16 protein-coding genes are annotated in these 19547 nt (G+C 64.6%); 5 read left to right on the top strand and 11 right to left on the bottom strand.

Features of this window, described 5'->3' with window-relative positions:
* Positions 1-52: 52 nt before the first annotated feature.
* Both glgX and ybaK read left to right on the top strand, forming a co-directional pair.
* On the top strand, positions 53-2107 hold the full coding sequence (gene glgX, locus D9V29_RS07135; protein ID WP_121672645.1) for a glycogen debranching protein GlgX: 2055 nt from the start codon (positions 53-55) through the stop codon (positions 2105-2107).
* Positions 2108-2122: 15 nt separating this feature from the next.
* A complete protein-coding gene (ybaK, locus tag D9V29_RS07130; RefSeq protein ID WP_121672644.1) occupies positions 2123-2614 on the top strand; it encodes a Cys-tRNA(Pro) deacylase in 492 nt (163 codons plus the stop codon).
* 20 nt (positions 2615-2634) lie between these two features.
* Here ybaK and glgP read toward each other — a convergent pair whose 3' ends face one another.
* Entirely contained in the window at positions 2635-5199 is a 2565-nt protein-coding gene (gene glgP / locus D9V29_RS07125) for an alpha-glucan family phosphorylase (protein WP_121672643.1), read from the bottom strand.
* Between the two features lie 112 nt (positions 5200-5311).
* Here glgP and D9V29_RS07120 point away from each other — a divergent pair, with 112 nt between their 5' ends.
* Together D9V29_RS07120 and glgB are read left to right on the top strand one after the other, a co-directional pair.
* The gene (locus tag D9V29_RS07120; RefSeq protein WP_183084943.1) at positions 5312-7381 is read left to right on the top strand and encodes a maltotransferase domain-containing protein; all 2070 of its coding nucleotides are present in this window, start codon (positions 5312-5314) and stop codon (positions 7379-7381) included.
* Between the two features lie 149 nt (positions 7382-7530).
* Positions 7531-9678, top strand: a complete 2148-nt coding sequence (glgB, locus tag D9V29_RS07115) for a 1,4-alpha-glucan branching protein GlgB (protein ID WP_229790369.1) — start codon at positions 7531-7533, stop codon at positions 9676-9678.
* A 72-nt stretch (positions 9679-9750) separates the two neighbouring features.
* Here the strand turns inward: glgB and D9V29_RS07110 are convergent, their stop codons facing one another.
* Entirely contained in the window at positions 9751-10692 is a 942-nt protein-coding gene (locus D9V29_RS07110) for a tetratricopeptide repeat protein (protein WP_121672641.1), read from the bottom strand.
* On the bottom strand, positions 10692-12533 hold the full coding sequence (locus D9V29_RS07105; protein ID WP_121672640.1) for a DUF8094 domain-containing protein: 1842 nt from the start codon (positions 12531-12533) through the stop codon (positions 10692-10694). Before D9V29_RS07105 ends, D9V29_RS07110 begins: the two co-directional genes overlap by 1 nt.
* 201 nt (positions 12534-12734) lie before the next feature.
* On the opposite strand from D9V29_RS07105, the gene D9V29_RS07100 reads away from it, so the two are divergent.
* Positions 12735-13781: an AI-2E family transporter gene (locus tag D9V29_RS07100; RefSeq protein ID WP_121672639.1), complete on the top strand. Its 1047-nt coding sequence runs from the start codon at positions 12735-12737 to the stop codon at positions 13779-13781.
* Between the two features lie 3 nt (positions 13782-13784).
* On the opposite strand, the gene D9V29_RS07095 is transcribed toward D9V29_RS07100, so the two are convergent.
* The 8 genes from D9V29_RS07095 to tsf all read right to left on the bottom strand — a co-directional run bounded on the left by D9V29_RS07095 (position 13785) and on the right by tsf (position 19536).
* A complete protein-coding gene (locus tag D9V29_RS07095) occupies positions 13785-14501 on the bottom strand; it encodes an alpha/beta hydrolase (protein WP_121672638.1) in 717 nt (238 codons plus the stop codon).
* A gap of 11 nt (positions 14502-14512) precedes the next feature.
* Positions 14513-14809, bottom strand: coding sequence for an Rv1322 family protein (locus tag D9V29_RS07090; protein WP_183084942.1), 297 nt, complete (start codon positions 14807-14809; stop codon positions 14513-14515).
* 68 nt (positions 14810-14877) lie between these two features.
* Positions 14878-15537: an aggregation-promoting factor C-terminal-like domain-containing protein gene (locus D9V29_RS07085; protein WP_121672813.1), complete on the bottom strand. Its 660-nt coding sequence runs from the start codon at positions 15535-15537 to the stop codon at positions 14878-14880.
* Between the two features lie 87 nt (positions 15538-15624).
* Positions 15625-16176, bottom strand: coding sequence for a DivIVA domain-containing protein (locus tag D9V29_RS07080; RefSeq protein WP_121672637.1), 552 nt, complete (start codon positions 16174-16176; stop codon positions 15625-15627).
* A 43-nt stretch (positions 16177-16219) separates the two neighbouring features.
* Entirely contained in the window at positions 16220-17221 is a 1002-nt protein-coding gene (locus tag D9V29_RS07075) for a phosphatidate cytidylyltransferase (RefSeq protein WP_121672636.1), read from the bottom strand.
* Between the two features lie 36 nt (positions 17222-17257).
* Positions 17258-17812 (bottom strand): ribosome recycling factor, encoded by a 555-nt coding sequence (gene frr, locus D9V29_RS07070; protein ID WP_121672635.1) that lies wholly within the window; start codon positions 17810-17812, stop codon positions 17258-17260.
* Positions 17813-17883: 71 nt separating this feature from the next.
* On the bottom strand, positions 17884-18600 hold the full coding sequence (gene pyrH / locus D9V29_RS07065; protein ID WP_121672634.1) for a UMP kinase: 717 nt from the start codon (positions 18598-18600) through the stop codon (positions 17884-17886).
* A gap of 108 nt (positions 18601-18708) precedes the next feature.
* The gene (gene tsf, locus D9V29_RS07060) at positions 18709-19536 is read right to left on the bottom strand and encodes a translation elongation factor Ts (RefSeq protein ID WP_121672633.1); all 828 of its coding nucleotides are present in this window, start codon (positions 19534-19536) and stop codon (positions 18709-18711) included.
* Positions 19537-19547 lie beyond the last annotated feature (11 nt).

Genomic DNA, 19547 nt, shown 5'->3' with positions numbered 1-19547 from the left:
CTCCTCTCGTGCCTGTCAGCGCGCGATTCGCGCACAAACTACTCTAGAACGCATGACCCCAGCCGATTCCCTGCACGATCTCGGCGTACGGCTCACCTCGCACGGTGGTGAACTCCGGGTCTACTCCGCGAGTGCCGATGCGATGGAGCTGGTGATCTTCGATGACACCGACCCCAACTGGGTGACCAGGACGGTGACGATGCAGAAGACACAGGGTTCGATCTGGATCGGGCGCTCCCGCTCGCTCAAGGTGGGTACCAGGTACGCGATCAAGGCGTCGGGAGAATCGACGCCGACTTCGGCGTTCAATCCCGCGAACCTGCTCATCGATCCATACGCGAAGGGGCTCGTGCGCGTCGCCGCGGGGCAATTCAGGTCCGCCGTCGTTGACACAGGCTTCGACTGGGGCGACGTTGCGAAGCCCCAGGTCCCGCTCGACCGGACTGTCATCTATGAAGCCCACGCCAAGGGCATGTCGAAGCTCAACCGGCACGTCCCTGAGGCACTTCGCGGAAGCTACGCGGGGCTCGCTCACGAATCGACCATCGGCTACCTGAAGGACCTCGGGGTCACAACGGTCGAGTTGCTTCCCGTTCACGCGTTCGTTTCCGAGCAGCGGCTCATCCGGCAGGGGCTCACAAACTATTGGGGCTACAACACCCTCAACTTCTTCACCCCTCACCCGCCGTATGCGTCGAAGGCCGCGCAGGCCGCAGGACCGGATGCCATCCTCCGCGAGTTCAAGGGAATGGTGCGGCTGCTCCATGAGGCCGGGCTCGAGGTCATTCTCGACGTCGTCTACAACCACACGGCTGAAGAGGGCAGGGGCGGACCGACGACGAGTCTCCGCGGACTCGACAACGACGCCTACTACCGCCAGACCGAGAGCGGCGACTACATCGATGTCACCGGTTGTGGGAACAGCCTCGACACGTCGCATCCCGCTGCCCATCGACTCGTGATGGATTCTCTGCGGTATTGGGCCAACGAGGTCCAGGTCGATGGGTTCCGGTTCGATCTCGCCGTCACACTCGGACGTGACGCGACCCACGAGTTCACCCCCGAGCATCCTCTGTTGACCGAGATCATCGCTGACCCGGCCCTCGCCGGCGTGAAGATGATCTCGGAACCCTGGGATGTCGGGATGGGCGGCTGGCAGACCGGGAACTTCCCGGTCGGCTGGATCGACTGGAACGACCGGTACCGTGACCGAGTGCGAAACTTCTGGCTCTCGGATGTCGACTACGCCCGCAGGGCCAGCACGGCACCCGTCGGTATCGGCGGCTTCGCCACTCGACTTGCCGGGTCGTCGAATACCTTTTCCGCTGAACGCGGCCCCCTGGCATCCGTCAATCTCGTCACCGCTCACGACGGCTTCACCCTCGCCGACCTCGTCTCCTACGACGTGAAGCGCAACGTCGGAAACGGCGAGTCGAACCGGGACGGGACCGACAACAACCGCTCTTTCAACCACGGCGCAGAAGGTCCTACCGCCGATGAGGTGATCCTCGCCACCCGACGCAAGGCGATGAGGAACCTCCTCGCCACTCTTCTGTTGTCGGCCGGGGTGCCGATGATCACCGCGGGAGACGAATACGGCAGGACCCAGCGCGGGAACAACAATGCGTACTGCCACGACTCCGAACTGACCTGGCTGAGCTTCGCGGTCGACAAGTGGCAACACAACCTCCACGCACACGCGAGAAGGCTTCTTCAGCTGCGCCGCGAAAACCCGGCACTGCGCCCGGTGCGGTTCGGTCGGCCTGGTGAGACGGTGCCGAGCTCGAGCCGGATGGACTGGTACGACCAGTCGGGGAACACAATGAGCGATGACGACTGGACCAGCGCGCGCAACCGCACTCTCCAGTACGTCGCGGCGAGCACCCCCGAGGTCGAAGAGTTCAATCGGATCCTGCTCATCGTGCACGGTGTCGAATCTCCGCTCACGGTCACCCTCCCCGTCCACGACGGGGTCGACCGTTTCGAGCTGCTCTGGCGCAGTGAGGACGAAACCCCGCTGACCGAAAGCAGGTCGTTCGCCCCCGGGGACACTCTCGACCTGCAGCCGACATCGATGCTGCTGTTCCTGGCCGTATCGGCGGACTGACGAGCGAGGGGCGCGATCGTGGCGAAGAAGGGTGGTGCTGGCACGCCCGCGACGGCGGCGCTGTCGGCGCGCGGCATCGCGTTCACCGAGCATCCGTATTCCCATCAGCCGGGAGCGGCGAGCTACGGTCTCGAGGCAGCCGACGCCCTCGGGGTGGATCCGAACCGGGTGTTCAAGACGCTGCTCGCCGACGTTGACGGCGCGCTCGTCGTTGCCGTGGTTCCCGTGTCGACGCAACTGGACCTCAAGGCACTCGCCTCGGCTGTCGGCGCGAAGCGAGCGACGATGGCAGAGCCGGCACTCGCCGAGCGCAAGACCGGGTATGTCGTCGGCGGCATCAGCCCGGTCGGCCAGAAGACCCCGCTGCGCACCGTCCTCGACGATTCCCTGGTTCTCCACGCGAGCGTGTTCGTGTCCGGCGGGCGTCGCGGCCTGGACATCGAACTCGCGCCGGCCGACCTTCTCACCGCAACGGCAGGCGCACTCGCGGCGATCGCCCGATCCTGAGTCGGCAGGCGATCTCCGCCTCACGCGACGGCGATGAGTCCCAGTTCTGCTGCGTTATCGAGGAGTGCGTTCTTCGGCACCACCCGGACCGTGTACCCGAACGCACCTGGTCGGCCGAGGCTCACTGTTCCTGCGAACAGCCATTCGCCGGAGTCAGATGCTTCGGCGAAGTCGCCTTCCGGCTCGAGGTCTGCCGTCTGAACGTCACGCAGGTCATCGCCGTTCGCCGCGCTCCTGCCGTACACGACCTGGACCGAGACGTCGTCAGGGGTGAGGGAGCCGAGACGGACGGATGCCCGCAGGTGCAGCTCATCGCCGACCTGGGGTGCGAGGTCAAGTCCGCCCGATTCGACGTGAGCGATCGCCACCCCGCTCCAGGCATCCGTCACGCGCCTCTTCCAGTCCGCGAGGCGACGTGCCGCCCGGAAACCATCGTGGCGCAGCTCGGAGGTGCTGTCGAAAGCGGGCCGGTAGAGGGTGTTCACGTATTCGCTCACCATCCGATCAGCGCTCAGTTGCGGCGACAGCGTGGAGAGGGTGTGGCGGATGCTTCGCATCCAGTCGGCGGGGATGCCGTCGCCGTCGCGGTCGTAGAACCGTGGCGCGATCTGGTGCTCGATGAGGTCGTACATGGATTCGGCTTCGAGCCTGTCGCGTTCGTCCGCGTCGGCGGTCACCGCTGACGGGATGGCCCAGCCGTTCTCGCCGTCGAAGAATTCGTTCCACCAGCCGTCGAGAATCGACAGGTTGAGCACGCCATTGAGCGCTGCTTTCATTCCCGAAGTGCCGCACGCCTCGAGTGGACGCAGCGGATTGTTCAGCCAGACGTCGGTTCCCGGGTACAGCTTCTGGGCCATCGAGATGTCGTAGTTGGGCAGGAAGACGATGCGTTCCCGCACGTCGGGTTCCCGGGCGAACTCAGCAAATTTCTGAATGAGCCTCTTGCCTTCGAGGTCAGCCGGGTGTGACTTGCCTGCGACGACGATCTGGACGGGACGATCCGGGTGAAGCAGGATGCGCCGCAACCGCTCGGTGTCGTGAAGCATCAGAGTGAGGCGTTTGTAGGTGGGGACCCGACGGGCGAAGCCGATCGTCAAGACCCGGGGGTCGAGAACGTTCCGCACCCACTCGGGCGCGACGCCACCGGGGTTCTGAGCGGTCCACGCACGTTCGAGACGCTTGCGCGCGTCGTCGACGAGCTCCCGTTTCATCTCGTTGCGTGCGCCCCAGAGCTCCGCATCGCTCACGGCGGGTGACGCCCAATCTGCTGTGGCGGTGTCCGACGTCCCGAGGTTCCTGATCGCCAGCTCGGTGAGCTGCGGAGCCGTCCAGCTTGCCGGGTGCACCCCGTTGGTGACGGAGCGGATAGGGACATCGTCAGCGTCGAAGCCCGGCCACAGTTCGCTGAACATGCGCCGGCTCACCTCGCCGTGAAGCTGCGACACACCGTTGGCCCGCTGGCCGAGTCGAAGTCCCATGAGCGCCATATTGAAGACGCCGCCGGACTGGTCGCCCGGTTCGCGTCCCAGTGCGAGCACGTCGCCGGTCTCGACCCCTGGGAGCAACTCGGTCTCGAAGTACCGCCGGATGAGCCCGGAGTCGAAGCGGTCGATCCCGGCTGGCACGGGGGTGTGCGTGGTGAACACCGTGCCGGCCCTGACGACCTGGAGGGCTTCGGTGAACGTCAGACCGCCGCGGATCAGTGCGCCGATGCGTTCCACACCGAGGAATCCGGCATGGCCCTCATTGGTGTGGAAGACGAGGGGCGATTGGACGCCGGCGCGTTCTGCCCATGCGCTGATCGCGCGCACCCCGCCGATACCCAGGAGAAGCTCCTGTCGCAAGCGGTGTTCTTCCGCTCCGCCGTAGAGACGGTCGGTCACGTGGCACAGTTCTTCGCTGTTCTCCGGAATGTCGGAGTCCAGGAGAAGAAGCGTCACCCGGCCGACGCGGGCCTGCCAGATCCTCGCGCTGAGCACCTGGTCGTCAGGAAGACAGAGCGTGATGATGACCGGGCTCCCGTCGGGCTGCCGCAGCACGCGGAGTGGCAGCCCGTCCGGGTCGAGCACCGGGTACGTCTCCTGCTGCCAGCCGTCGGGAGAGAGAGCCTGGCTGAAGTATCCGGACCGGTAGAACAAGCCGACGGCGACGAGCGGCACGCCCAGGTCAGAGGCACTCTTGAGGTGGTCACCCGCGAGAATGCCGAGGCCGCCGGAGTACTGCGGGAGCGCGGCGGCGATACCGTACTCCGGCGAGAAGTAGGCGATGGAGTCCGGTTTGTCGCCCTCGAGCTGCTGGTACCAGCGCGGCTCGGTGAGATACCGGTTGAGGTCTTCGCCGAGGGCATTGGCTCGACGCACGAAGTCCTCGTCCGCCGCCAGCTCGTCGATGCGTTCCTGGGTGATCTGACCGAACAAGCTGATCGGATCGTGCTGGAATTCGCGCCAGGCATCAGGGGCGATCTCGGCGAACAATTCCTGGGTCGGGCCATGCCACGCCCAGCGCAGATTTCCCGCCAGCTGCTCCAGGGCATTCAGCCGTTCGGGTAGAGCAGGGCGCACGGTAAAACGTCGGATGGCCTTCACGCGTTCAGCCTAGGCGAGCCGCGGCACGTTGCGCGATCGCCGGGCTTTATTGGCCGCGGCGATATTAATCAAGGCACCGGCGAACCCGGACGATTCGCGGTACGGTCGGACCGTGGCGAAGAAAGCAACCAGCGCAACGTCCAGGCCGTCGAAGGCCGCCGCGGCGCAGACCGAATCCAGCACGACAACTCGAGGCATCGGCAGGTTTCCTGTGCTCGGCCTCTCCCCCGTGGTGTCCTGCGGACGATGGCCGGCGAAGGGATTCGTCGGTGAAGTCATCCCGTTCCAGGCGACCGCGTTCCGCGAGGGGCACGACGCGATCGGGGTGGAGCTCCTGCTCACCGATCCCGCCGGCGCGACCCAGCGGCATCCGATGCATCTCGTCACGGTCGGCCTCGACGATTATCGGGTCCTCGCCCAGGTCACGGCTCCAGGCACCTGGACCTTCCGGGTACGGGCCTACTCGGACGACTTCGAAACCTGGCACCACAATGCCTCGATCAAGATTCCTGCCGGACTCGATGTCGAGCTGATGTTCACGATCGGCGCCCAGCTCCTCGAACGAGCGGCGACCGACGCCTCCCGCTCGGCGGACGAACGCGCCTACCTCGCAGCGAAAGCAACGGAACTGGCGGCGACGGATGCTCCGCTCGAGACCCGCACGGCGGTCCTCGATGATTCCCGACTACACGACATCGCCAAACTCCGGCCGATGACGACGCTGTCGAGCGAATCCGAGCCCGCGACGATCCGGGTGGAGCGCACCCGCGCCGGCGTCGCTTCCTGGTACGAATTCTTCCCCCGCTCCGAGGGTGCCAAACAGCACGAGGACGGGTCATGGACGTCCGGTACGTTCCGTACCGCGTCCAAACGTCTCTCCGCGGTTTCAGCGATGGGTTTCGACGTCGTCTACCTTCCTCCGATTCATCCGATCGGCACGGCGTTCCGCAAGGGTCCGAACAACACGCTCAACCCGGGCCCCAACGACCCCGGGTCCCCGTGGGCGATCGGTTCGGCCGAGGGCGGACACGACGCCATCCACCCGGAACTCGGTACGGTCGACGATTTCACGTACTTCCTCGCCCAGGCCGCGAAGAACGACATCGAGATCGCCATCGACCTCGCCCTGCAGGCATCTCCCGATCACCCGTGGGTGACCGAGCACCCCGAGTGGTTCACAACGCTCCCCGACGGTTCCATCGCGTACGCCGAGAACCCGCCGAAGAAGTACCAGGACATCTATCCGATCAACTTCGACAACGACCCCGAGGGCATCCGCGCCGAAGTTCTCCGCATCGTGCGGTACTGGATTTCGGTCGGTGTGAAGATCTTCCGTGTCGATAACCCGCACACCAAGACCGTCGAGTTCTGGGAGTGGCTCATCGCCACGGTGAACGCCGAAGAGCCGGATGCCATCTTCCTCGCCGAGGCCTTCACCCGCCCGGCAATGATGCAGGCACTCGCCCGTGTCGGCTTCCAGCAGAGCTACACCTACTTCACCTGGCGGAACACGAAGGAGGAGCTGGAGGAATTCTTCACCAGCATCAGCTCGGAGACCGCCGATTTCCTCCGCCCCAACCTCTTCGTCAACACCCCGGACATCCTCACGGAGTACCTGCAGTTCGGAGGACCCGCCGCATTCACCATCCGGGCAGCCCTGGCTGCAACGGCGGCGCCGGTGTGGGGTGTCTACTCGGGCTTCGAGTTGTTCGAGAACGTTGCGCGCCCCGGTGCCGAGGAGAACATCGATAACGAGAAGTACGAGTTCAAACCCCGCGACTTCGCCGCTGCCGACGCAGCAGGCGCTTCACTCTCGCTCTACCTCGGCATGCTCAACCAGATTCGCAAGGACCACCCCGCGCTGCGGCAGTTGCGAAACCTGCACCTGCACACGAGCGACGACGACTCGATCCTTGTCTACAGCAAGCATCTCGATGGTGCTTTCACCGATGACGGCGTCGCTGACACCATCCTCGTCGTGGCGAATGTCGACCCGCATTCGGTGCGCGAGACCACCGTCCACATCGACAGCACTGCGTTCGGGCTCGAGCCGGGGACCCACTACCAGGTCACCGACCTCATCACCGGCTCGAGCTGGACCTGGGGCGAACACAATTTTGTCCGCCTCGACGCGTTCACCGAACCCGTGCACATTTTCCACGTTCAGGAGGCCACCGCGTGACCGACCCCACCCGACCGGCACAGCCCACCCCGTCGAAGGACGCAGACGCCACGTCGTCGTCCGCGAAAGCAGCGGAGACCCCGGCGAAAGCGCCCGCTCCACCGGCAACCCCGACCTCACCGGCACGCGCGGAAACCCCGTCAGCCCACATTCTTGAATCCGTCGCCACCGGCTCGTATTTCGACCCGCACTCGGTTCTCGGTCAGCACCCCTCAGGGGATAAGACCCTTTTGCGTGCCCTGCGCCCGCTCGCCGAAACCGTGACCGCGGTGCTGGCAGATGGCACGCGGCTCGAATTGAGCCACCTCGCCCACGGCATCTGGGAGGCGGAGCACACGGCCGGGTACCCCGACTACACGCTCGAAGCCACGTATGGCGACGACAAGGTGTGGAAGACAGAGGACCCGTACCGGTTCCCCCCGAGCATCGGCGAGCTCGACCTGCACCTGATCGGCGAAGGAAGGCACGAACAGCTGTGGCAAGCCCTCGGCGCGCACCTCGTCGATCACTCCGCCTTCGGGGGAATGGCCGTGCGCGGAACGGCGTTCAGCGTGTGGGCGCCACACGCTCAGGCTGTTCGCGTGATCGGTGAGTTCAACAATTGGGACGGCCGGCTCCACTCGCTGCGAAACATGGGCCCGACAGGCGTCTGGGAGCTGTTCGTTCCTGGTCTCGAGGCCGGTTCCCTCTACAAGTTCGAACTGCTCAGCGCCGACGGCCGCTGGGTCACGCGGGCTGACCCCATGGCGCGATTCACCGAGATCCCGCCACTGACGGCATCCGTCGTCGGCGAATCGAGTCATGAATGGGCAGACGGCGCGTGGATGCAACACCGCGCCGCCACGAACCCGCACGAGGGCCCGATGAGCATTTACGAAATGCACCTCGGCTCGTGGCGTCCCGGCCTCGGCTACCGCGACATCGCCGACCCGCTCATCGAATACGTTCGCGCCCTCGGATACACCCACGTGGAATTCATGCCGCTCGCGGAGCATCCGTACGGCGGCTCATGGGGGTACCAGATCACCGGATATTTCGCTCCGACGAGCCGGTTCGGACATCCCGACGACCTCAAGTACCTCATCGACCGGTTGCATCAGGCCGGCATCGGAGTGCTCATGGACTGGGTACCAGGGCACTTCGCGACCGACGAGTGGGCGCTTGCCCGCTTCGACGGCCAGGCCCTCTACGAGCATGCCGACCCGCGCCGCGGAGAACACAAGGACTGGGGCACATACATCTTCGACTTCGGCAACAGCCAGGTCCGTAACTTCCTCGTCGCAAACGCGTTGTACTGGCTCGAGGAATTCCACGTCGACGGGCTCCGCGTCGACGCCGTGGCCTCGATGCTGTACCTCGACTACTCGCGAGAGCCTGGAGAGTGGGTCCCGAACAAGAATGGTGGCCGCGAGAACCTCGAAGCGATCAGCCTTCTCCAGGAGGCGAACGCGACGGCGTACAAGCGAAACCCAGGGGTCGTCATGATCGCCGAGGAATCCACGAGCTGGCCTGGCGTGACCGCTCCGACATCGAGTGGTGGCCTCGGGTTCGGCATCAAGTGGAACATGGGCTGGATGAACGACACCCTCCAGTACATGAAGCACGACCCGATGTACCGTTCCCACCACCAGGGCGAACTGACGTTCAGTTTCGTCTACGCGTTCAGCGAGAACTTCCTGCTTCCGGTCAGCCACGACGAGGTCGTGCACGGCAAGGGCTCGCTCCTCGCCAGGATGCCGGGAGACCACTGGCAGAAGCTGGCCAACGTCCGCGCCTTCCTTGCGTTCCAGTGGGCTCACCCCGGCAAGCAACTCCTGTTCATGGGCCAGGAATTCGGCCAGCCGTCCGAATGGTCGGAGGCACGCGGACTGGACTGGTGGATCCTCGACCAGCCAAGCCACCAGGGCCTCTTCAACCTCGTCGGTCAGCTCAACGCCGTCTACCGGGACAACGCTCCCCTGTGGGCGCGCGACAACGACGCGAGCGGGTTCGAGATCCTCGACGCCGGTGACTCCACCAACAGCGTCGTCGCGTTCCTTCGCCGTGATCACGACGGCAACCAGATCGCAGCCCTGTTCAACTTCTCCGGTGTCCCGGTCGGACCCTATCGCGTCGGGCTGCCCGCAGCCGGCCGCTGGGAAGAGATCCTCAACACGGATGCCACCGAATTCGGTGGGTCAGGCGTCGGCAACTTCGGAGCGGTCGTCGCCGCCAACGAGCCGTGGGCAGGACGTCCGGCATCCGCCGAACTGACGCTTCCCCCTCTCGGGGCTGTCTGGCTCCGCCTCAGCAAGTAACGAAAACACCCGGTCGGCCGGGCTTCTCGAAGAGAGTTGCCCCGGCCGCACCGGGTGTTGTGCTGCGAGTTGTCAGAAGAGCAGGTTCGTCAGCCGTGCGCGGGCGCGGACGACGCGCGGGTCATCGAGACCCGCGACCTCGAAGAGTTCGAGCAGCCGGGTGCGGATGACGTTGCGGTCATCAGCATCGGAGGTCTCGAACCGGGTCAGCAACCGGTCGAAGGCGTCTTCGACGTGCCCACCGGAGAGGTCGAGATCGGCCACATCCAACTGAGCATCGAGATCCGACGAGTCGGCTCCCGCCGAGCGGATCTGTTCGATCGTCTTTCCCTGCAGGCGATGCAGGAGGCTCACCTGGGCGAGTCCTGCCACCGCCATCTTGTCGGTCGGGTTCTGGGCGATTGCCGTCTTGTACGCGGAGATCGCCCGCGGGTAGTCGCCCTGCTCGATCGCGTCGTACGCCTCTGCGTGCAGTGGTGGCAACGGTGGCTCGACAGGTTCGGCGTCAGCGGTATCCGGGACGGATGCCGTTCCCGTCACACCGCTCTGCCCAGCAGCCTGCAACACCTGGTCGAGAACCTGCCGCACCTGATCCTCCGGGAGTGCTCCCGCGAAGAGCTGGAGCGGACGACCGCCGATGAGAGCGACCGCTGCCGGGACAGACTGGACCTGGAACGCCTGCCGCAACTGCACGTTCGTCGTGACATCCACCGTGACGAGGACGAGCCTGCCGCCGTAGGTCTTGACGATCGTGTCGAAACCCGGAGTAGGGGAACCCGCATACAGATCGACAAGGATCGGGACCCGGGCCGACAGGTCGAGGAACTGACTGAAGGTCGCGTCAGTCCCCTCGAGGACGAGTCCGGGAAGATCGACGGATGCCCCCGGTGCAGCGGGTGCCGCGGTCGCGCCCGCTGTCGGGGCCGCCGGGGTGCCGGGGGCGTTACGGTTGACGAGGCTCGAAAGATCAATGGCTCCGCGAAGGTGTTCAGCGGCCGGCTGCATTCCGCTCATCAGAGTTCGGCCGCCTTCGTCAGCGCCTGGCTGAAGCCGAGCAAGCGGATCGTTTCAGAGCTGCCCGCTGGCGGCACATAGAACAACAGCTGGTCCGTGTAGGTGGACTGCACACCCTTCTCCGTTTCTGTTACGCCACTCAGCGCCGAAATGACGCCGGCTGGTTTGATCTTGGCTCCCGTGTCGACCGGTTTGACGACTTCGGTTTCAACGATGTTAACGGCCACGATGGCGCCGGACTCGTTTGTCGCGAGTGCAACAGGGTCGGTCTCCCCCGCTGCTGTGGAAAACTCGATCGTTGCCGTCCCCGGCAGACCTTCCTTGGTCTTCGCCCGAGCTTCGACGATACCCGCGCGAAGGGAGTCGGATTCAGCATCGAACAGGTCGTAGAACTCGCTTTCCTCGCCCTTGGTGATGATGTCGGCGTACGCCCCCGCGACCTGGTCCGGGGGCAGGATCTGGAAGGTGGAGTCAGGCGGAAGCTGCGCCGTGCCGATCGTCGCCGGAGCGACATCGGGGATCTGCGCTTCGGGCTCGAGCCTGACTGCCGACTGGACCAGATAGTTCGATCGGGGGTCCTGCTGCACGAGGACAAGTGCCGTCGGGGCGACAGTGGCGTCAGCGTCGTCATGAACGACGGTCAGTACCGTTCGCGGCCAGGTTTCTGTCGCCTGGGGCAGCGTCAGACCACCGGGGGTTGCAGGAATCGGGGTGGGGAGCTCGTAGTCGGCAATCTTGCCCCGGATCGTATAGTTCGCCGTACGCTCGGCAAGAGCCGGACCGGCGAACCGTGTTGCGATGAGCGTCGCGTCGCGTGCGGCATCCGCTTCAAGGGTGACACCCGAGATGCGGGAGACGATGCGCTCGAGCTGCGGCGCTGAGACGGCGGGCGACGGTTGCTCCTCATCGGGAAGCGCCTCGCCGGTCGGGGTCGGCGTCGCGGTCGCTTCTCCCTGGCTGGAGAAATCCGGCCAGAAACTGGCGGAGCATCCGGTGAGTACAAGAGTCGAAACGAGAGCCACGGGCACGATCGCGATCATCGACTTGCGGGGTGACCGTTGACGCTTGGGGGCGCTGCCGTGCTTTTTGTCGGACTTGTAGCGTGTCGGCTTCGGGACCTTCGGCATCTTCTCCATTCCGGGACCAGCCGTGATCCCCTTGCGGCGAGGCCCGCGGGACTTGCGCATGTGGAAGATTCCGAGCAGGTAGAGCGCGAGACCGACCAGGAGCAGCAGGATGCCGCCCGCGATGAGCGGTCCCGCCCACGGGGTCGCATTGTTCAGCGGCCAGGACACCTCGACGCGGTCAGGGGCGGGGTCGACACCGTTTGAGGCGATGAGGACGCTGACGTCTTCTGGAACACTGATCGTCTGGACGACGGCGCCCTCCTCTGCGTATTCAGCAAGCCACAGATCCGACCCGGCGGGATTCGCAAGGGCGTCGGCCGCCGCCTGCTCGTCCTCGGTCGGAGGTTCATCGTCCTCTTCCGGCGCAGGCAGGTCCGACTCGACAGGTTCCGGTGTCACCACATCTGCCTGGAGAGTGTTGTTCTCGGTGTCGACATCGAGCTCGTTGTACTGCGAACTTCCCAGCCACGCGAGCACATCGCCGGTCCTGCCGTATGCGAGGAATACCTCGTCGGACCCGGAAACGGTCAAGGACTGCTGACCGGTCTTGGCCGCAAGCTCCTCGCCGCTGATCAGGGTGTATGGCAGGTCACCGGGGACCGTTGTCTCCACGGCGTAAGTGGACGGGCCGAGAAACACCGTACGTTGGGCGAGGCCGAGAACGATCATGGTCGCTGCGACCACAAACGCCAATATCGCGAAAACGAAGCGCACTAGATCTCCTTCGGTGCCGCGGCCGCAGGGGCTGAGCACCCGGATTCCGTCGGAATTCCGGGCCGGTCGCAACAGGACAGACGTTTCAGACTAGTGGAAATCCCTGAGAAGGCGCTTAATGCGACACCACCCTCCGCTCGATGCGGCGTCTCATCCGCCGGACAGTACGATGTTCTGACGTGGTCCGAGAGAGGGAGCGCAGTGAAGATTTCCAACCCGTTCCGAGTGGGCCTCGTCGGCACGCTCGGTGTGGGCCTCGGCCTGATGATTCTGCTGTCCATCGTGACGCTGCAGACGATCCTCAGCTACATCGGGGCGGCGATCTTCATCTCGCTCGGGCTGGATCCGCTCGTCTCTTTCCTGGAGAAGAAGCGCGTCCCCCGGTGGGCAGCACTCATCGTCGTCATCCTCGGTCTGCTCGCTCTCTTCGCCGGTCTGATCTGGATGGTCGTCCCGATCATCATCGACCAGATCTCCCAGCTCGTTCGACTCATCCCCGGCCTGCAGGCGCAATTCCAGGAGTACCCGCTCGTCGACGTTCTGTCCGACCAGTTCCCGGGGCTCGACATCCGCACCATCATCGACGATGCGGGCAATTTCCTCACCGACAACATCACGAACATCGGCTCGGGCGCGATTCAGCTCGCGTTCGCGATCGGTTCCGCGTTCTTCGGCGCCCTGATCATCCTGATCCTCACCATCTATTTCACGGCGTCTCTCGGCTCGATCAAGCGCGGCCTCTACCAGTTGGTCCCCGCGACCAAGCGGGAACGCTTCGCCGACCTGGCGGAGCAGATCACCGACTCGGTCGGGCGGTACGTGATCGGCCAGGTGGGAACGGCCGCGTGCAACGGCATACTGTCGTTCATCTTCCTGTCGATCATCGATGCGCCGTTCCCACCGGTTCTCGCCTGCATCGCGTTCTTCTTCTCGATGATCCCCCTCGTCGGAACCCTGACCGGGTCCATCATCATCACGCTGGTGTGCCTCATCCCCGGGCTCGGCTCACCCGTGACCGCTCTGATCGCCGGGATCTACTACCTCATCTACATGCAGATCGAGGCGTACGTGATCAGCCCGAACGTGATGCGGCGCGCCGTTGCGGTTCCCGGTGCGCTCGTGGTCATCGCGGCACTCGCGGGTGGGTCGCTCATGGGGCTGCTCGGCGCATTGATCGCCATCCCGACGGCCGCGTCGATCCTGCTCATCATCAAGCAGGTCGTCATTCCCCGGGCGAACGAGCTCTAAGCCCTATTCAACCCATTCGGTAGGCAGCGGCAGCGCCGACGGATTGACCGCCCGCACGATCTCGTCGAGCACCCTGCGGGTCTGGTTTTCCCCCACCCACAGGTGTTTGCCGCCCTCGACAGGGATGAGCGTCATGCTTGGCACGCTCGAGAACCGCTCGCGCGCTTCGTCCGGGCGAAGGTAGTCGTCGAATTCAGGGATCAGAGCCACCAGCGGGCGCTCATCGTCACCCCATGACGCGACGTGATGCGGCTCGGCGCGGTGCAGCGGAGGCGACAGCAGGATCGCTCCCGCGATGGGGTGGGATCGCCCGTACTTGAGAACCACTTCCGTCCCGAACGACCAGCCAACGAGCCAGGGTGCCGGCAGTCCCCTGTCGGCGACAAAAGCCATGGCTGCGTCGAGGTCGTGTTCCTCGGTGACCCCTTCACCGAACTCGCCGTCGCTCGTTCCCCGTGGAGAGGTCGTTCCCCGCGTGTTGAAGCGGAGAACGGCAAGGTCGGCAAGAGCCGGAAGCCGTCCGGCGGCCTTCCGCAGAATATGGGAGTCCATGAAACCGCCTGCGGTAGGCAGCGGATGCAGCGTGACGAGCGTCGCCACCGGCTGTGAGTCGAGCGGCGTCGCGAGCTCACCGACGAGCGTCAGTCCGTCCGCCGTCACCAGCTCGATCTCTTCACGCCGTGCGGGCAGCTCGACGCCGCCTCGGATTTCCAGGGTCATGGCATCCTTTCCTAACCGATGCGCCAGCAGTGGGTGTGCCAGTGCCTGCGAGACGCCAGGTCTGCAGCGTCCCCGAGAATTCCGTCCGCCCGCCACACCACGAGATGCGCGGTACCGCGTGCCACGGTGAGTGAACACGCCGGGCACAGGTAGTCCTTGACGGCTCTCGCTGAACTGACGGGCTGAACGTACCACTCGGAGCCACGCCGGGTCTCCGTGCGCTTCCAGCCGCTCATCAGGTGCGACAGGTCGTCGCCGCCCTCGTCCCGGTCTCGGCGGGCGCCGCGGGGACGATTGCTTCTGGGCATGGATTCATCCTAGGCAGATCTGTTCCCACGCACCCCGGACGAGCCGAGGAAGGAACAGTTCGGTTGGATCAGTACCAGTTCTTCGCCTGGGAGTGGCCCCATGCGCCACAGGGAGTGCCATACCGGCCGCTGATGTAGCCGAGACCCCAGCTGATCTGGGTGGCGGGGTTGGTGGCCCAGTCGCTGCCAGCGCTGCCCATCTTGCTCCCGGGGAGTGCCTGCGGGATGCCGTAAGCACCGCTCGATGGGTTGGCCGCGTTCACGCGCCAGCCTGACTCCTTGTTCCACAGGGCGACGAGGCAGGAGAACTGGTCTTCTCCCCAACCGCGGGCGAGAACCATCGAGTGAGCGACCGCCTGGGCAGAACCCGGGTCGGCTGTGACCTTCGGCAGCGCACCGCCGCTCTTCTTCGAGCTGCCACCGCTCTTGGAGTCCTCTTCCGCTTCCTCAAAGACGGGAGGCGGGGGTGGGGGCGGTGGCGCGATGACCGAGTAGCCGTCCCTGGTGAAGGTGTTGTCGTACGATGCAGCAACAGCGAGGGTCTGCGTCGCCTCGCCGTCGTAACGCTCAGCGACCTGGAAGTACGGGGATGCGGTTGCGCCCGAATACGGGTCCACCACATTCACTGCGACGACAGCGACGGCCGCGGTGAAAGCGAAGAGGAACAACGTGAACGGGCTGCGGGACCGGGGTCGCTCGAAAGCCCTTCCGGCCTTGCGAGCTGGCACTGAGGACTCATCTTGCGTCACGTATTTACCCACGATTCGTCCAATTTAGCCCAGTTCGGGGCTATAAGCCAGTTTCTGAGGTGTTGGTCAGCGAACGGCCAGCATGACTTCGGTCACCGCGTCGAGCAGAACGTCCACCTGCGACTCGTTGTATCCGCCGCGCTGAGCGCGAAAAACAGCGGTCCGTACTGCATCCGCGCTGAGCGGAGTGCCCTTCTCGAAGTAAGCCACGAGCTTGTCGGCCAGGGCGTCCACGTCTTCGGTGCGATATCCCTGCGCGAGGAAGCTGGTGCGGGAGAATCGCTGCCCTTCGGGGCGCGCGAGGCGATTGAGAATGACCTGGGCCGTCTCACGTGCCAAGGTCAGCCACTTCCGCTTTCCCTTGTTCGCGAGAACCTGGTCACGCTCACGGAGAGCGAACGCATCCTCGAGCCGCTCAAGGGCGGCATCCACCGCAGCCGTGGCGTATCCGCCGCGCACCAGTTTGAAGGACGCCCGGCGGATGTCCGCGGATGTCATCGACGGCGTTTCGTTTTCGTCGACGTCATACGCGGCGCGGGCATCCTGAAGGAACGCGTCGACTTCGTCACGGGCATAGCCGCGGGACCGCTTGGGCGCGGTGGGGAACGTGCTGGTCACACGGAACTCCTTTCCGCCTCGATCGAGACGGGTCGACGGGCCGTCATCCGGCGATGGTGGCACCGCTGAAGAGGAGGAACATCGCGAACGCGATCGGTGCAGACGGGAGGATCGAGTCCAACCGGTCGAGGAACCCGCCGTGGCCGGGAAGCCAGGAACTCATGTCCTTGATCCCGAGGTCGCGTTTGATCAGCGATTCTGTCAGATCGCCCATGGTTGCGGTGCCGAGCAGGGCGATTCCAAGGAGAAGCCCTACCCACCACGGACTGTCGAGCATGAAAATGGCGAGAAGGATGCCGGAGGCGATGGCTGCGACGGCCGCTCCGGCCAGCCCCTCCCACGTCTTCTTCGGGCTGATGAGCGGCGCCATCGGGTGCTTGCCGAAATTGAGTCCGCTTGCGTACGCGCCGATGTCGACCGCGACGACGATGGTGAGGAACGCAAGCGTCCACCACTGGCCCTCCGGCTGCCGCACAAGCACGACCGCAAAGCTCGCGAGGAATGACACGTAGATCTGGACGAACACCGCAGACGCAAGGTCACGGAGCACCTCGGCAACTCGACGGGGGGTGTGATGCGCCATCTGGGCGAGAAGCCGCCAAACGAGGATGAAGACGATCACCCCGACGAGCACCGCCCACCGGGCGGCCGGGTCGAAGAAATAGCCGGACACGACGATGCCGAGGGAACCGATGACGGCCGGCCACACATCGATGGCACGCCCAGCACGGCGGAATGCCTGGGTGAGCTCGAAAACGGTGAAAGCGACCACGGCGGCCGCGAAGAAGACGAACACCTCTTTCACGAAGATGAGGCTGAAGATCATCGCGAGCCCGAGGCCAAGGCCGATCAGCGTCGCAAGGAGCAGGTTGCGCCCTGCCCTGGCCTCTATTCGCGCGTTCGCCTCGTCGAGGGTCGCACGGGTCGCACGAACCTGCCGTTCGATATCGGCACGACGGGACTTGAGCTGCGCGGAAAACTCGTCGCGGGAACTGCGCCGGGGCTTCTGCCCCTTAGCGCCAGCGCCGTCGCCGGTGTCAGGCACCGCTGCACCCGTTGTGTCCGCTCACAGCCGTTGGTCCTAGATCTCGAGAAGCTCGGACTCTTTACGCTTCAGGGCCTCATCGATCTGGTCGATGTGCGTCTTGGTGAGCTGTTCGAGCTCCTTCTCGCCACGCGCGACGTCGTCGTCTCCGACCTCGCTCTTGAGCGCGTCGAGCTCGTCCTTCGCCTTGCGGCGGATGTTGCGGACGGCGACCTTGGCGTCTTCGCCCTTGTTGCGAACGATCTTGACGTACTCTTTGCGCCGATCAGCGGTCAACTCGGGCAGGGTCACCCGTACGATGCTGCCGTCGTTCGTCGGGTTGGCACCGAGGTTCGGGATGTCGCGAATAGCCTGCTCGATATCCTTCAGCGCACCTTTGTCGTACGGCGCCACGATCAGCGTGCGTGCTTCCTGGTTCTGCAGGGAGGCCAGCTGCTCGAGTGGGGTCGGCGTGCCGTAGTAGTTGACCAGCGTCTTCTGGAACATCTGCGGGTTGGCTCGACCGGTGCGCACCGTTGCGAAGTCTTCCCTGGCCACATCGACGGCCTTTCCCATACGGGCTCCTGCGTCAGTCAATACATCCGCGATCACGGCGACTCCTTCTTGTTACGTGTAGTACCGCACCCATTCTAGACGGGCCGCTACCGGAAACTTGTGTCAGCTCAATTGCTGACGAGTGTGCCGATGCTCGCCCCGAGGATCGCCTTGGTGACGTTTCCGGCCGGTGCCATACCGAATACCTGCATGGGCATGGCGTTGTCCATGCACAGGCTGAACGCGGTGGAGTCGACGACTTTGAGGCCGGTCTGCAGCGCTTCCTGGTAGGTGATCGTGTCGATCCGGGTGGCGTTCGCGTCGAGCTTCGGGTCGGCTGTGTACACCCCGTCGACGCCGTTCTTGGCGACGAGCACGATGTCGGCGTCGATCTCGAGCGCACGCTGGGCGGCAACCGTGTCTGTGGAGAAGTAGGGCAGTCCTGCCCCGGCACCGAAGATGACGACACGACCCTTTTCGAGGTGGCGCTCGGCGCGACGAGGGATGTACGGTTCGGCGACCTGGGTCATGGAGATGGCTGACTGCACTCGAGTTTCGGCGCCGGCCTGCTCGAGGAAGTCCTGGAGGGCGAGTGCGTTCATCACTGTGCCGAGCATTCCCATGTAATCGGCACGACCGCGGTCCATGCCCCGCTGCGAGAGTTCAGCGCCGCGGAAGAAGTTTCCTCCGCCGACGACGATGGCCACTTCGACCGTCTTCGCGGCCTCGGCGATCTCGCGCGCGATTTCACTGACGACGTCGGGGTTCACACCGAGCGAACCGGCCCCGAAGGACTCTCCCGACAATTTGAGAAGGACCCTGCGTTTCTTCGTGGGTGCTGACATCCGTCGTCGTCCTTTCGTGGATCCCTGACAAAGCTACTGCGTGCGCTCGTCGAGCGCTCATGAAAAAGGAGTCCGGATCACAGTGTGATCCGGACTCCCAGGGCAAACCTACGCGCCGACCTTGAAGCGGGCGAAGCCCGTCACAGTCAGGTTGGCGTCTGCCAGAACCTTCTTGACCTGCATCTTGCTGTCGCGAGCGTAGTCCTGCTCGAGCAGTGCGACCTGCTTGAAGAAGCCAGTCAGTCGACCTTCGACGATCTTGGGCAGTGCCGCCTCGGGCTTGCCCTCGTTCTTCGAGATCTCGGTGACGATTTCGCGCTCCTTGTCGACGACCTCGGCCGGCACATCCTCACGAGTGAGGTACTGCGGGTCGAACATCGCGATGTGCTGGGCAACGGCCCGAGCGGTCTCGGCGTCTTCGCCGGTGTAGCTGACGACGACTCCGATCTGCGGGGGCAGGTCCTTCGACGTCTTGTGCAGGTACACGGCGAAGTTCTCGCCGGTGACGAGCGCAACGCGGCGAAGCTCAACCTTCTCGCCGAGGATCGCGGCTTCATCGTCGATCAGCTGGGCGACGGTCTTGTCTCCAGCGGACGCTGCCAGTGCTTCCTCGACCGAAGCGGCACCCGAAGCAGCAACGGCTTCGAGGACCTTGTCGGCGAGAGCGACGAACTTGTCGTTCTTCGCGACGAAGTCGGTCTCGCACGCGAGCTCGATCAATGTCGTCGATGAACCGTTGTCCTTGGCGGCAACGAGGCCCTCGCTCGTGGAGCGGTCGGCACGCTTCGCGTTACCCTTCGCACCCTTGAGACGCAGGATCTCGGTGGCCTTCTCCATGTCGCCGTCTGCTTCTACGAGGGCGTTCTTGGTGTCGACCATTCCGGTGCCAAGCTGCTCACGAAGAGCCTTGACGTCAGCAAGATTGAAATTTGCCATAGTTATTGCAC

The sequence above is a fragment of the Mycetocola manganoxydans genome (assembly GCF_003667545.1).
GTDB lineage: Bacteria > Actinomycetota > Actinomycetes > Actinomycetales > Microbacteriaceae > Mycetocola_A > Mycetocola_A manganoxydans.
Note: the sequence above shows the minus strand (reverse complement) of the source record. Positions and strands in the feature narration are given on the sequence as shown.

Coding starts and splice junctions, on each gene's coding strand:
- glgX (WP_121672645.1), top strand. CDS start 53: ATGACCCCAGCCGATTCCCTGCACGATCTCGGCGTACGGCTCACCTCG.
- D9V29_RS07110 (WP_121672641.1), bottom strand. CDS start 10,692: ATGAGCGGAATGCAGCCGGCCGCTGAACACCTTCGCGGAGCCATTGAT.
- D9V29_RS07095 (WP_121672638.1), bottom strand. CDS start 14,501: ATGACCCTGGAAATCCGAGGCGGCGTCGAGCTGCCCGCACGGCGTGAA.
- D9V29_RS07090 (WP_183084942.1), bottom strand. CDS start 14,809: ATGCCCAGAAGCAATCGTCCCCGCGGCGCCCGCCGAGACCGGGACGAG.
- pyrH (WP_121672634.1), bottom strand. CDS start 18,600: ATGTCAGCACCCACGAAGAAACGCAGGGTCCTTCTCAAATTGTCGGGA.
- tsf (WP_121672633.1), bottom strand. CDS start 19,536: ATGGCAAATTTCAATCTTGCTGACGTCAAGGCTCTTCGTGAGCAGCTT.